Genomic DNA, 13,059 nt, shown 5'->3' on the forward strand with positions numbered 1-13,059 from the left:
CTGCCCAGCGCGGACGCCGTCCATGCGGCGGGCCCTCCCGCGGGTGACCACGGACACCGGTTGCGGCCACCTACCCTGGACGGCGTGACGAGCACCCTGGCGCCGGCGGTCGCCCCGCTGCGGCTCGGGCCGCTCACCGTGGACCCCGCGGTCGTGCTCGCGCCGATGGCCGGCATCACCAACCCGGCGTTCCGCACGCTGTGCCGGGAGTTCGGGGCGGGCCTCTACGTCTGCGAGATGATCACCACGCGGGCGCTGGTCGAGCGCAACGAGAAGACGCTGCGGATGATCCGGGCGACGCCCGAGGAGGCGGCGGCCGGCTTCTCGGTGCAGCTCTACGGCGTCGACCCGGCCACCGTCGGGCGGGCGGTGGAGATGCTCGTCGACGAGGAGGTCGCCGGCACCCGCCCGGCGCACGTCGACCTGAACTTCGGGTGCCCGGTGCCCAAGGTGACCCGCAGGGGCGGCGGCTCGGCGCTGCCCTGGCGGCGGGTGCTCCTGCGCGACATCGTCCGCGCCGCCGTGCGGGCGGCCGGCGACGTGCCGGTGACCGTCAAGACCCGCATCGGCATCGACGCCGACCACGTCACCTACCTCGACGCCGGGCGGATCGCCCAGGACGAGGGCGCCGCCGCGATCACCCTGCACGGCCGCACCGCCGACCAGCTCTACAGCGGCACCGCCGACTGGGCGCCGATCGCCCGGCTGGTCGAGGCCGTCGACATCCCGGTGCTCGGCAACGGCGACGTCTGGGAGGCCGACGACGCCCTGCGGCTCGTCGCACGGACCGGGTGTGCCGGCGTCGTCATCGGGCGGGGGTGCCTGGGCCGCCCGTGGCTGTTCGGCGACCTGGCCGCCGCCTTCGCCGGGGAGTCGCGCCGCGCGCTGCCCACCCTGCGCGAGGTGGCCGCGGTCATGTACCGGCACGCCGCGCTGCTGAGCGAGGGGCAGGGTGAGCTGCACGGCTGCACCGACTTCCGCAAGCACGTGGCCTGGTACCTCAAGGGGTTCTCGGTCGGCTCCGAGGTCCGCCGGGCGCTGGCCATGGTCAGCTCCCTCGACGAGCTGGCCGGACTGCTCGACCGGATCGAGGACCAGCCCTACCCGGCGGCGGTCCTCGGCGGGCCCCGCGGCCGCACCAGCAGCCCGCGCCCGGTGGCCCTCCCCGAGGGCTGGCTGGCCGACCGCGACGACCCCCGCCCGCCGGCTGGCGCGGAGCTGGGGACGAGCGGCGGATGAGCGGCGCGTACCTCTACGACGAGGACCCGGAGGCGCTGCACACCGGTACACCGCGGCGCCGTCGGGGTCTGCTGCTGGGCGTCTTCGGCGGCACGGTGGTGGTCGGCGTGGCCGCGGTGGTCGCCCTCCCGCTGGTCAAGGGCAGCGGGGAGGAGCAGGCCCGGGAGGTGGTCGGCGTCTTCCTCGCCGCTCTCGAGGCGGGGGACACCGAGACCGCCGGCGGGCTGCTGTGCCAGTCCGAGCGCGAGCGCGGCGCGGCCGAGGAGACCGCCGCCGGGTACGCGCAGCCCGGGACCGCGCGGATCGAGGAGGTCACCGCCGGCGAGGTCGACGGCACGGCCGCCCAGCAGGTCCTCGTCCGGTGGGACGACGGCGGCACGAGCACCGAGACGACGGTGAGCGTGGTGCTCGAGGACGGCCCGAGGGTCTGCGGCTCCACCCCCGCCGGCTGACCGCGGGGCCCGCGGTCCCGGCGCCAGCGAGCCGCGCCGGGATCCCTTCTCGCCCCGGTCGGCGGCTGCCACGATGTGCGCCGCCCCCGACCGGAGGTCCAGCGGGGCCTGCTCGAGAGGAACCACGTTGTCGCAGCCGCCGTACCAGCCCGCACCACACGTCCCCGCCGGCACCGCCGTCCAGCAGCCCGCCGCGCCCACCCAGATCGTCTTCCCCGGCCAGGTGCAGCTGCCGCCCCAGCCGCAGTTCGCGCCCTCGCCCCAGCAGTCCGCGCGGCTGCCCCAGGGGACGCTGGCCACCGGCTTCCCGAACTACGTCCCCCCGCCGCCGTCGCCGGTCAACCGGACCAGCCTCTACGTCGGGATCCTGGTCTGCCTGCTGACCGTCGCCTTCGCCGTCCTCGGCTTCCTGGTCGTCGGCTGACCTCACCGGCCGGCCGGCCCTCCTCCGCCCGGGTGGTCCGCCCGGGTTGCGCGCCCGCCGGGTCTGGCGCGTCCCCGGCCGGTGGGCCACGATCGCTGTCTGGCTCCGAGCGGACGTATGAGACGTCTACCTGACGCGGCACTCGGAGCCGTGCTCGCCGGGGCGGCGGACGGGGGACCCCGGGGCGCCGTCCCCGGCAGGCGAGGGGTCAGCCGGCGGACGAGCACGGAGGTGCACGGTGGGCAGCGGTACCGGGACGGCCACCTGGGTCTACGACTTCAGCGAGGGCAGCAAGGAGCAGAAGGACCTCCTCGGCGGCAAGGGGGCCAACCTCGCGGAGATGACCAACCTGGGCCTGCCGGTGCCGCCCGGGTTCACCATCACCACCGACGCCTGCCGCTACTACCTCGAGCACGGCAGCACCCCGCCCGACCTCGGCGGCCAGGTGACCGAGCACCTGACCGCGCTGGAGAAGTCGATGGGCAAGACCCTCGGCGACCCCGACGACCCGCTGCTGGTGTCGGTGCGGTCGGGCGCCGCGGCGTCCATGCCCGGGATGATGGAGACCGTCCTCAACGTCGGACTCAACGACGAGTCGGTCCGCGGGCTGGCCGCCCAGTCCGGGAGCGAGCGCTTCGCGTGGGACTCCTACCGCCGGTTGATCCAGATGTTCGGCAAGACCGTCCTCGACATCGACGGCGACCTGTTCGAGCACGCCCTCGACGAGGTCAAGCACGAGCAGGGCACCGACCTCGACCTCGACCTCGATGCCGGGCACCTCGAGGACGTCGTCGGCCGGTTCAGGGCCATCGTCCGCGAGCAGTGCGGTCGCGACTTCCCGCAGGACCCGCGCGAGCAGCTGGACCTGGCGATCAACGCCGTCTTCGACTCGTGGAACTCCGAGCGGGCGATCCTCTACCGCCGCCGCGAGCGCATCCCCAGCGACGCCGGCACCGCGGTCAACGTCGTCGCCATGGTCTTCGGCAACCTCGGCATGGACTCCGGCACCGGCGTCGCCTTCACCCGCGACCCGGGCAGCGGCGAGCAGGGCGTGTACGGCGACTACCTGCAGAACGCGCAGGGGGAGGACGTCGTCGCCGGCATCCGCAACACCGTGCCGCTGCCCGACCTCAAGCGGATCGACGAGGGCGCCTACCGCGAGCTGCGGTCGATCATGAGCACGCTGGAGTCGCACTACCGCGACCTGTGCGACATCGAGTTCACCGTCGAGCGCAACAAGCTGTGGATGCTGCAGACCCGCGTCGGCAAGCGGACGGCGGCGGCGGCGTTCCGCATCGCCACCCAGCTGGTCGACGAGGGCCTCATCGACATGGACGAGGCGGTCCGGCGGGTCACCGGCGAGCAGCTGGGCCAGCTGATGTTCCCGCGGTTCGTCTCCGGCGGGGACGCCACCCAGCTCACCCAGGGGATGAACGCCTCGCCCGGCGCCGCCGTGGGCCGGGCGGTGTTCTCCTCCGAGGTCGCCGTCCAGTGGGCCGACCGGGGGGAGAGGGTGGTCCTCGTCCGGCGGGAGACCAACCCCGACGACCTGTCCGGGATGATCGCCGCCGAGGGCGTCCTGACCAGCCGCGGCGGCAAGACCTCGCACGCCGCCGTCGTCGCCCGGGGCATGGGCAAGACCTGCGTCTGCGGCGCCGAGGAGCTGCAGGTCGACACGAAGAACCGCCGCTTCACCGCACCCGGCGGCGTCACCGTCGAGGAGGGCGACGTCATCTCGATCGACGGGTCCACCGGGCGGGTGTGGCTCGGCGAGGTACCGGTCGAGGCCTCCGCCGTCGTCCGCTACTTCGAGGGCGAGATCGACCCGGGGTCCGCCGACGCCGACGACCTGGTGCGCAGCGTGCACCGGATCCTCGCCCACGCCGACGGGGCGCGGCGGCTGGAGGTGCGCACCAACGCCGACACCCCCGAGGACTCCGCCCGCGCCCGGCGGTTCGGTGCCCGGGGGATCGGCCTGTGCCGGACCGAGCACATGTTCCTCGGCGACCGGCGCCAGCTGGTGGAGAAGCTGATCCTGGCCGAGGACGACGAGGGCAAGCAGGCCGCGCTCGACGCGCTGGCGCCGCTGCAGAAGCAGGACTTCCTGGAGATCTTCGAGGTGATGGACGGGCTGCCGGTGACGGTGCGGCTGCTCGACCCGCCGCTGCACGAGTTCCTGCCCGACCTCACCGACCTGTCGGTGCGGGTGGCGGTCGCCGAGGCGCAGGGGCACCCCGACGAGGGCAACCTGCGGCTGCTGGCCGCCGTCCGCCGGCTGCACGAGCAGAACCCGATGCTCGGGCTGCGCGGCGTCCGGCTCGGGCTGGTGGTCAAGGGCCTGTTCGCGATGCAGGTGCGGGCCATCGCCGAGGCGGCCTGCGAGCGCAAGGCGGCCGGGGGCGACCCCCGGCCGGAGATCATGATCCCGCTGGTCGGGGCGGTGCAGGAGCTGGAGGCCATCCGCGAGGAGTCCGAGCAGGTGCTGGCCGCGGTGTTCGAGGAGTGCGGCGCCGAGCTCGACGTCCTCATCGGCACGATGATCGAGGTGCCGCGCGCCGCGCTGACCGCCGCGGAGCTCGCCTCGTCGGCGGAGTTCTTCTCCTTCGGCACCAACGACCTGACCCAGATGACCTGGGGCTTCTCCCGGGACGACGTGGAGGCCGCGTTCTTCCACGCCTACCTGGACAAGGGCATCTTCGGCGTCTCGCCGTTCGAGTCGCTGGACCTGCCCGGCGTCGGGCGGCTCGTGGAGGTCGGCGTCGCGGAGGGCCGGGCGGCGCGGCCGGACCTCAAGCTCGGCGTCTGCGGCGAGCACGGCGGCGACCCGGACTCGGTGCACTTCTTCCACGAGGTGGGCCTGGACTACGTCTCCTGCTCGCCGTTCCGGGTGCCGGTGGCGCGGTTGGAGGCCGGCCGGGCGGCGCTCGGCGGCGGTCGCGCCGGGTCCTGAGACGGCACACGCGCCACACCGGTCCCCGTGGCCACGCCGCGCGCCCGCTCCGTGATACCCATGGGGGATGCGGGTGGGGGCGCTGCTGTCGCGGATGGTCGGCGCCGTCGTGCTCGCCGCGCTGCTGCTCGTCGCGTCCACCGCGGCCGCCATCTGGTACACCGCGCGGGGGGACGCCCGGCCGTCGTCCGACGCGATCGTGGTGCTGGGGTCGGCGCAGTACAACGGCGTCCCGTCGTCGATCTTCGAGGCCCGGCTGGAGCACGCGCTGTCGCTGTGGGAGGACGGCGTCGCGCCGGTCGTCGTCACGGTCGGCGGCAAGGCGGCCGGTGACGCGTTCACCGAGGCCGAGGCCGGCCGCGACTACCTCGTCGACGCCGGCGTGCCGGCCGACTCGCTGCTCGCGGTCCCCGAGGGCGTGGACACGCTGGAGAGCATGCGGGCGGTGGGGACGGCCTACGCCGAGCGCGGCTGGTCGACGGCCGTCCTGGTCACCGACCCGTGGCACGCGATGCGCGCCGAGCGGATGGCCGAGGACGCCGGGATGGAGGTGGAGAGCTCCCCGACCCGGCAGGGCCCGGCGGTGCAGACGCGCACCACGCAGTTCCGCTACATCCTGAGGGAGACGGCGGCCTACCTGCTCTACCGGGCGACCGGCGAGAGCGTGGCGGGGGCGCCGGGCATCGGCTGAGTGAGGAGGGACCGTGCTCGAACTGGGCAAGGCCGGTCGGGGCGGCACGGGGAAGGGCGTCCTGCCCGTGCTGTGCGACGGCCTCGTCGTCGCCACGCTGCGGGCGTCGAGGTGGAAGGAGGCGGCCACGGCCGTCGTCGGCGACCGCGAGTGGGTGCTCGCGAAGAGCAGGGGGACGCTCACCGCCCGTCGGGCGGGCGAGCCGGAGGACGCCGCCCGCCTGCGCGCCCGGCAGACGTCGTTCTGGAAGGGCACCTGGGAGGCCGACCTGGAGGGGACGACGCTGCGGTCGGAGGTCGTGTCCCGCTGGAAGGGCGGTCACCGGTACCTCGACGGCGACCGCGTGGTCGCCGAGACCGGGACGACGGGCGGCTGGTCACCGCGCCCGACACTGACCGCCGACGAGTCGCTGCCGCTGGACCACCAGGTCTTCCTGCTGTGGCTCGGGCTCGTGATGAGCCGCCGCGACGAGGCCGCGACGACGGCCGCGGTCGCGGGCGGCGCCGCCGCGGCAGGGGGCAGCTGAGCCCGCGGCCGGGGACGATCGCTGGGGAGCGATCGGGCCGCAGCCGGTCGATCGACCAGCGCGCAGCGGCCTGGGGACGGTGGCCGCTCCCGCCGTCCCGACGGGGGATGATCGGTGCGGGGCGCGCGCGGGCGTCCCGGCAGCAGCACGACGGAGGGGGCACATGGCCGGCCGGGGACGCATCCGGGCAGCGGACATCGCGCTGGTGCGCGAGCGCAGCCGGATCGACGAGGTGGTCGGCGAGCACCTGCAGCTCAAGCGCGCCGGGGGCGGCAGCCTCAAGGGGCTGTGCCCGTTCCACGACGAGAAGTCGCCGTCGTTCCACGTCACGCCCGCACGCAACCTCTTCCACTGCTTCGGGTGCGGCGCCGGTGGCGACGTCATCAGCTTCGTCCAGCAGATCGACCACCTCTCGTTCACCGAGGCCGTCGAGCGCCTGGCGGGGCGGGCCGACATCGACCTGAGGTACGAGGACGACGGCGGCCGGCCCACCGGGGCGCCCGACCGCGCGCAGGCCGGGCAGCGGGCGCGGCTGGTCGCGGCCAACACCGCGGCCGCCGAGTTCTACGCCGAGCAGCTGCGCAGCCCCGAGGCGGCGCCGGCCCGGCAGTTCCTCGCCGACCGGGGGTTCGACCGGCAGGTCGCCGTCGACTTCGGCTGCGGGTTCGCCCCCGGCGGGTGGGACGGGCTGACCCGCCACCTGCGCGCGAAGGGCTACACCCAGCAGGAGCTGGTGCTGGGCGGGCTGGCCAAGGAGTCCTCGCGGGGCACGCTCATCGACCGGTTCCACCGCCGGTTGGTGTGGCCGATCCGGGACATCACCGGCGACGTCATCGGCTTCGGCGCCCGCAAGCTCGCGCCCGACGACCCCGGCCCGAAGTACCTCAACACCCCCGACACGCCGCTGTACAAGAAGAGCACCGTCCTCTACGGCATCGAGCGGGCCAAGCGCGACATCGCCAAGCGCCACCAGGCCGTCGTCGTCGAGGGCTACACCGACGTCATGGCCTGCCACCTGGCCGGGGTGACCACCGCGGTCGCGTCCTGCGGGACCGCGTTCGGCGCGGAGCACATCGGCGTGCTGCGCCGGCTGCTCATGGACCAGGACGAGTTCCGCGGGGAGGTCGTCTACACCTTCGACGGCGACGCCGCGGGGCAGGCCGCCGCGATGAAGACGTTCAAGGAGGACCAGCGCTTCGTCGCGCAGACCTTCGTCGCCGTGGAGCCCGACGGCCGCGACCCCTGCGAGCTGCGCCAGGAGCACGGCGACGCCGCCGTCCGCGACCTGGTGGCCCGCCGGACGCCGTTGATCGACTTCGTCCTGCGCACCACGCTGGCCGACTACGACCTCGACACCGTCGAGGGCCGGGTCGCCGCGCTCGACAGGACCGCGCCGCTGCTGGCCCAGGTCAAGGACCACGCGCTGCGCCCGGCCTACGCCCGCCGGCTGGCCGGGCTGATCGGCGACACCGACGAGGCCGAGGTGCTCGAGCGGGTGCGCCGCATCACCGGCGAGGGGAGCGCCCCGTCGCGCTCCCGGCCGCGGGTGCCCAAGCGGACGCCGGACGACGCCGCCGTCGCCGTCGAGCGCGAGGCGGTGAAGGCGGCGCTGCAGGTGCCCGAGATCGCGGGGCCCTCGTTCGACGCGGTGCCGGCCGAGGCCTACACCGACCCCGACCACGCCGCCGTCGCCGCGGCGGTGGCCGGAGCCGGGGGAGCGGCGGCCGCGCAGGTGACCGGGCCGGCGTGGCTCGACGAGGTGGCCGCGCACTGCGACCGGGAGACCGCCCGGGCGATGCTCACCGCGCTCGCCGTCGAGCCGCTGCGCTCGGTGGGGGAGGCCGACGCCGGCTACGTGTCGGCGGTGCTGGCCCGGCTGGAGGAGATGCACACCAACCGGCAGGTGGCGGCCATCAAGGGGCAGCTGCAGCGGATGAACCCCGTCGAGCAGGGCGACGCGTACATGCGCCTGTTCACCCAGCTGATGGCGCTCGAGCAGAAGGCCATCTCGCTGCGCAAGCGGGCGATCGGCGGGCTGGGCGAGTGAGGCTCGCCGATCTGCTGCGCCGCCGCCTCGCCCGCCCGCCGGAGCCGGTGCGCGCCGTCGTCCAGGCATCGGCCGACCACGACGAGCGGGTGCTGGCGTGGGGCGAGCTGGTGCGCGGGCAGGGCTGGCTGGTGGCCACCAGCCGCGGCCTGCGGGTGGTGCCGGCCGGTCTGGCGCTCGACGAGGCGGGCGCCGTGGACGTGCTGCGCTGGCACGAGGTCGGCGCGGCCCGGTGGACGGCGACCAACGACGGCGGCGGCAGCTTCGCGGTGGTCGCGCTGACCGAGGTGGAGCCCGGCGTACAGGCGCGGGAGCAGGAGCAGCGGCACGCACTCAGCGACGCCGGCGACCTGCCGGCCGTGGTGCGCCGGCGGGTCGACGAGACCGTGGTGGCCAGCCGACGCACGCCGCTGCCGAACGGCGGCGGGGTGGTGCTCGTGGCGCGGCGGGTGCCCGGTCAGGCCGCGCGCGAGTGGACGGTCGTCTTCGACGACGACGCCGACCGCGGTGACCCGGAGGCGCGCGAGGTCGCCCGCCGCAAGCTGGAGGAGGCCGTCGCGGGGGACCGGCCGGACTGACGTCGTCCGGCCGGCCCCGGCGTGGTCAGGCGATCGGCGGCGGGTCGACCGGCAGGGCGGTGACGTCGGGCGAGCTGGTGGCCGTGGCCGGCGGCGTCGTCGTGGTGCCGGTGCTGCGCGCCGACGTGCTCGACTCGGGCGTCGTGTCGCGGCCCATCTTGGACTTCACCGAGCTGACCGCGTCGTCGGCGCGGGCCTGTGCCATGCCGGCCAGGCCCTGCAGCTGCGGGTTGTCCTTGGCGTCGGACCACATCCGCAAGATCTGCTCGTAGCGCTCGCGGCCGGCCCTGGCGCCGAGCACGTAGCCGGCACCGAAGCCGACGAGGAAGGAGAACTTGGCCACGGGGGGACCTCCGGGTTGGTGAGCGGACACCGAGCGGGTGATCACGCTACGGCCGCACGCGGCGCCCCGCGACGGGAGCCTGCGCGGGACGTCCGGACCCGTGCGGTACTCTCGACGGGCGCGCGGGTCGTACCCGCCCGTCCCCCGTAGCTCAATTGGCAGAGCATGCGACTGTTAATCGCAGGGTTATTGGTTCGAGTCCAATCGGGGGAGCATCACCGCAGGTCAAACCATTGAGCGCCTCGTCGCACGGGCCGCCACGACGAACAGACGACGAAGATTCGTCGCGCCCAAGCCCTTGCTCGATTCCCCGGATCGCTTCCGCGAGCGTCGCTGATCAGCGACGGCGCTCAAGCGCCGTGGCCGCCTCTGGGGCGGCCAGGCCCCGGCCCATCTAGACGTCCTGGGTCAGGCTCGGCCGGTTGTGGCCGAGGTGGTCGGCGATCTGGCGGGCCGACAGCCCCGCCTCGTCGAGCCGCGTCGCCACCGTCTTGCGGAAGACGTGCGAGGTCACCCAGTCGAAGCCGGCCCGGTCGAGGGCCTGGCGCAGGTTGCTGCTGGTGTTGTGCGGATCCCGCAGCCGGCCGGTCGGGCTGTGGAAGACCACCGCCGAGCCGTCCGCCGCTGGCACCCACGCCTGGCGGTGGCGGAGCAGGTCCACGATGAAGGTCGGCAGGGCGATCGTGCGCCGGCCGGCGGTGGTCTTCGGAGCCTCTTGGATGGCCAGCCCGCGGCCGGGCACGCGGATCAGCGTCGCCTCGACGCGCAGCGTCGCCGCATCCAGGTCGACGGCGGCCCAGCGGACCGCGCACGCCTCGCCGATGCGCACGCCGGTGCCGAGCATGAACTCGATCAGGTCCGGGAGGTCGAGCCTGGCCGCCTCCTCGTCGGCGCCGAGCCGCTCCCGCAGCTGGCGCACCTCGTCGACCGTCAAGGCGCGCGGTCCCGCCGCAGGCCGGCGGTGGGACCGGCGGGACGCGACCTCGCGCACCGGGTTGGTTGGCAGCGCTCCGCGACGAACGGCCTCCGCGAGGATGCCGGACAGCACGGACCGCGTGGACTTGGCGGCGCCAGCGCCGTGGCTCGTGCGGACGGCGGTCAGCAGCCGGTCGACGGAGGACACGGTGATCTCCCGCAGCCGGAGCTGACCGATGCCCGGGAGGACGTAGTTCTGGACGGCGAAGCGGTACAGCCGCTTGGTGCCGGCGGCCAGGTCGCTGTCGTCGACCTCCAAGAGCGACGCGGTCGCCACGGTTGCGAGTCGGCTGTCCGCGCTCTTGCCCTCGTCCGGGGCGCTGTCCCGGTCGCGCAGCGCGGCCCGCAGGCGGCGCTCCGCCTCGGCCTTGGTCCGCCCGAAGCGGGTGACCGACCGGCGGCGGCCGTCGAAGTCGCGGAAGCTGACCTGTGCCCGAATCCGGCCCTTGCCCAGGGCGAGGAAGTTGACCTTGCCGAAGGTCCCCACGGCCAGCGGCGGCCTCGGCATGTCTCGTCCCCTCGGCGTCGGACCCAGGTTCGGGCGGCGTGCGGATGACCTGGATTCGTCAGCCTGCGGTCGCGCAGCTCACCGTGGTGGAGCCAGGGAGGATCTGGGGACGGCGTCGAGGCTGTGGATGACGCCGCGCCGGGACTGTTACTCGGGTGGTCAGCTCTGAAGCGGGTCGACCGCCTGAGCGGTGCGTTGGTCCTCGACCCACCGGTCGAGGTCGTCGCGGCGGTACAGCACGCGCCGACCCAGGCGGAATCCGGCGGGCCCGATGCCGAGATGCCGCCAATAGCGCAATGTGGCCACGGGTGTGCGGAGAACGGCGGCCGCCTCGGTGAGGGTCAGCAGCGCTGTTACAGATGCGTCTCGCGAGTTGTCGGTCATGGCCAGGCCCTCCGGCGTCAGCAACGTTCAGCTCACGGTTGCCGACGGGTCGCCGGTACTTCTCCTGTGCCAGGCGCGGACTTCTGCAGGTGAGGGGGGAGGGTGGCCGCCTGCTCGGCGAAGTCTCCAGACTTTCTCCTGCTTCGCTGTCTCGAGGAGTCCTGCAGCGTGGCCGAACCGCCTGCGCTCCTCCTGTCGGCTCGTCTTGCGCTGAGCTACGGCAGGAGCTGCTCGGATGCTCCTCCGGTGGCGGGCAGCTCGAGGCCGAGCTCGTCAGCGACGCGCAGGGCGATCACCGCCATTGGCAGGTCGAGGCGTTCCGCGGCGGCGCGGCAGTAGAGGAGGACCGCCGAGACTGCGTAAGTCCAAAGCCGTGGCTGCCACGTGCCGGCCTCCATCAGCAGTTCGGGATGCAGTCCGCCTCGCATGCAAGCGGCCGCGTAGATGGCGTACTGCGTCCGGCGGCGCACGGTGCGGCCGTCGAGCAGGTAGTCGGACAGGTAGCGATCCGTCAGCCGTCGTACTCCAGCCGCTCGCTCCCCGGCGGGCAGGCCAGCCCGAGCGCCGCCGCTGCCACCTCGAGCAGCGCGACGTCCGGAGTGAAGTGGCCGCGGACGTCGTACGGCCGGACCGACAGCATGAGCTCGAAGGCGTCGTCGTTCCCGCCGGCGAGCTCGGACAGGATCGCGGTCTGCGCTTTGCGGTGCAGGGCGTCCGGGTCCTCGCCTTGTCGCTTGGCCATGGCGCGATCGTCTCTCCCGCGCCGCACCGCAGCCACTCTCCAGGAGCCGATGGCCAACACCCGGCAGCGACCGACCCCCGAGTGTCCCGTAAAGGCCCGCGTCGGCTCGGCACCTCCACCAGGCTCTACTGGAGCTTCCAAAATCACGAGCCGACACACCTTATGCATCCAGGACTGCGCAATCCGTTGCGACGAGTAGCCGACGACGGGGCGACAGATGTGCGGCCGGCTGTCGAAGGGCATGCTGCGCGGGCGTCACCGGCGCGCGCTACCCCTCGCACCGGATCGGTGCACTCTCGGCGGGGCGTGCTGCGCGGCCAGGGGGCACTGCCGTCTAGCAGGGCCGGGAGTTACGTCGCGTGCGAGGGCAGTGGCGCACCGGTCGGGGGTGACGTCGGGCCGGTCGGGTCGTTACCGCCCCCGTCACCAACGTCACCCCCGTCGGCCTCCCGCTCCACGACACCTGTCCCGACGTCACCGTCGATGCCGGTGCCCTACAGGAGCAAATAGGGGAGCTCCGCCTCTGGAGAATCAGGGGAGGTCAGGTGCGCCGCTCCAGTGGGCCCGCCGCCGGTAGGACCGCAGGACCGGGTCCAGTGCCCGGCCGAGGGCGGGCAGGTCCCGGTCGTAGACGCGGTCGTCATCCAATTGACCGGCGAGCTCGCCGAGCAACCGCGGCCAGTCCCGACGGGTCGGCTCGAGGGGTAACCGGATCTCGACCCGCCGCTCGACCACCTGCACTGCCGTCCGGCCGGAGTTCGCCGCGCGGCTCTGCTCCCAGGCCCGGTGCCGGCAGGCGGCCGAGCACCACTTCGGTATCGGGCCGCGCCGGCGCGGGGTGATCGGTCCGCCGCACCATCCGCAGGTCGTCGCGGCCATGCGGCGTTCGGGCCCGTCCGCCGCAGGGCCGGCCTGGTCCGGACGGGGGCGCTTCACTGCGGTCTGCTGGTGGCGCTGACGGCGCTGTTGCTCAGCTGCCCGCCGTCGTGCCCGGTATTCGGGGGTGCCGCTCGTACCCATGGCCTGAAGTGTGCTGGCAGTTCTCCGGTAACCCGTCACCACGAGTTCCCGAACCCGAGATGCAAGACGTGTAACGGTTGCGATCTTGATCGCTGCCCTTGGCGATGAGAATGCTGTAGAGGTCCGGCGACGTCGTGTCACATTGGTGCGAGTGAGCCCGTAGATGTGTATGGCGCGGGG

14 protein-coding genes and 1 tRNA gene are annotated in these 13,059 nt (G+C 73.9%); 9 read left to right on the forward strand and 6 right to left on the reverse strand.

The annotated features are described in order from the left end of the window. The first annotated feature begins 84 nt into the window (after positions 1-84). From dusB to JOD57_RS20230, 8 genes are all read left to right on the forward strand, one after another. The gene (gene dusB / locus JOD57_RS20195; RefSeq protein WP_307824815.1) at positions 85-1,239 is read left to right on the forward strand and encodes a tRNA dihydrouridine synthase DusB; all 1,155 of its coding nucleotides are present in this window, start codon (positions 85-87) and stop codon (positions 1,237-1,239) included. Continuing rightward, positions 1,236-1,691 carry an Rv0361 family membrane protein gene (locus JOD57_RS20200; protein WP_204693649.1) on the forward strand — a complete coding sequence of 152 codons (456 nt, stop codon included), beginning with the start codon at positions 1,236-1,238 and terminating at the stop codon, positions 1,689-1,691. The genes dusB and JOD57_RS20200 overlap by 4 nt, the downstream gene beginning before the upstream one ends. 127 nt (positions 1,692-1,818) lie before the next feature. Further along, positions 1,819-2,115: a hypothetical protein gene (locus JOD57_RS20205; protein ID WP_204693650.1), complete on the forward strand. Its 297-nt coding sequence runs from the start codon at positions 1,819-1,821 to the stop codon at positions 2,113-2,115. A gap of 238 nt (positions 2,116-2,353) precedes the next feature. Beyond that, complete coding sequence (gene ppdK / locus JOD57_RS20210; RefSeq protein WP_204693651.1) at positions 2,354-5,065, forward strand: pyruvate, phosphate dikinase; 2,712 nt, start codon at positions 2,354-2,356, stop codon at positions 5,063-5,065. A gap of 67 nt (positions 5,066-5,132) precedes the next feature. After that, positions 5,133-5,756: a YdcF family protein gene (locus JOD57_RS20215; protein ID WP_204693652.1), complete on the forward strand. Its 624-nt coding sequence runs from the start codon at positions 5,133-5,135 to the stop codon at positions 5,754-5,756. Positions 5,757-5,769: 13 nt separating this feature from the next. Further along, positions 5,770-6,282 (forward strand): hypothetical protein, encoded by a 513-nt coding sequence (locus JOD57_RS20220; RefSeq protein WP_204693653.1) that lies wholly within the window; start codon positions 5,770-5,772, stop codon positions 6,280-6,282. A 163-nt stretch (positions 6,283-6,445) separates the two neighbouring features. Continuing rightward, positions 6,446-8,329, forward strand: coding sequence for a DNA primase (gene dnaG / locus JOD57_RS20225; protein WP_204693654.1), 1,884 nt, complete (start codon positions 6,446-6,448; stop codon positions 8,327-8,329). Further along, the gene (locus JOD57_RS20230; RefSeq protein WP_204693655.1) at positions 8,326-8,907 is read left to right on the forward strand and encodes a hypothetical protein; all 582 of its coding nucleotides are present in this window, start codon (positions 8,326-8,328) and stop codon (positions 8,905-8,907) included. Before dnaG ends, JOD57_RS20230 begins: the two co-directional genes overlap by 4 nt. Before the next feature lie 25 nt (positions 8,908-8,932). Here the strand turns inward: JOD57_RS20230 and JOD57_RS25735 are convergent, their stop codons facing one another. Next, positions 8,933-9,250, reverse strand: a complete 318-nt coding sequence (locus JOD57_RS25735; RefSeq protein WP_239568682.1) for a hypothetical protein — start codon at positions 9,248-9,250, stop codon at positions 8,933-8,935. Positions 9,251-9,390: 140 nt separating this feature from the next. On the opposite strand from JOD57_RS25735, the gene JOD57_RS20240 reads away from it, so the two are divergent. Beyond that, positions 9,391-9,463 (forward strand) — tRNA-Asn (locus JOD57_RS20240). 181 nt (positions 9,464-9,644) lie between these two features. Here JOD57_RS20240 and JOD57_RS20245 read toward each other — a convergent pair. The 5 genes from JOD57_RS20245 to JOD57_RS25750 form a co-directional block, all read right to left on the reverse strand. Then, positions 9,645-10,733: a site-specific integrase gene (locus tag JOD57_RS20245; RefSeq protein ID WP_204693656.1), complete on the reverse strand. Its 1,089-nt coding sequence runs from the start codon at positions 10,731-10,733 to the stop codon at positions 9,645-9,647. 159 nt (positions 10,734-10,892) lie between these two features. Then, the gene (locus JOD57_RS20250; protein ID WP_204693657.1) at positions 10,893-11,117 is read right to left on the reverse strand and encodes a helix-turn-helix domain-containing protein; all 225 of its coding nucleotides are present in this window, start codon (positions 11,115-11,117) and stop codon (positions 10,893-10,895) included. Between the two features lie 215 nt (positions 11,118-11,332). Then, positions 11,333-11,587 carry a hypothetical protein gene (locus JOD57_RS25740; RefSeq protein ID WP_239568684.1) on the reverse strand — a complete coding sequence of 85 codons (255 nt, stop codon included), beginning with the start codon at positions 11,585-11,587 and terminating at the stop codon, positions 11,333-11,335. Between the two features lie 41 nt (positions 11,588-11,628). Continuing rightward, positions 11,629-11,859 carry a hypothetical protein gene (locus tag JOD57_RS25745; protein WP_239568686.1) on the reverse strand — a complete coding sequence of 77 codons (231 nt, stop codon included), beginning with the start codon at positions 11,857-11,859 and terminating at the stop codon, positions 11,629-11,631. 531 nt (positions 11,860-12,390) lie between these two features. Continuing rightward, a complete protein-coding gene (locus JOD57_RS25750) occupies positions 12,391-12,879 on the reverse strand; it encodes a hypothetical protein (RefSeq protein ID WP_239568688.1) in 489 nt (162 codons plus the stop codon). Between the last annotated feature and the right edge of the window lie 180 nt (positions 12,880-13,059).

Source organism: Geodermatophilus bullaregiensis (assembly GCF_016907675.1).
Classification (GTDB): domain Bacteria; phylum Actinomycetota; class Actinomycetes; order Mycobacteriales; family Geodermatophilaceae; genus Geodermatophilus; species Geodermatophilus bullaregiensis.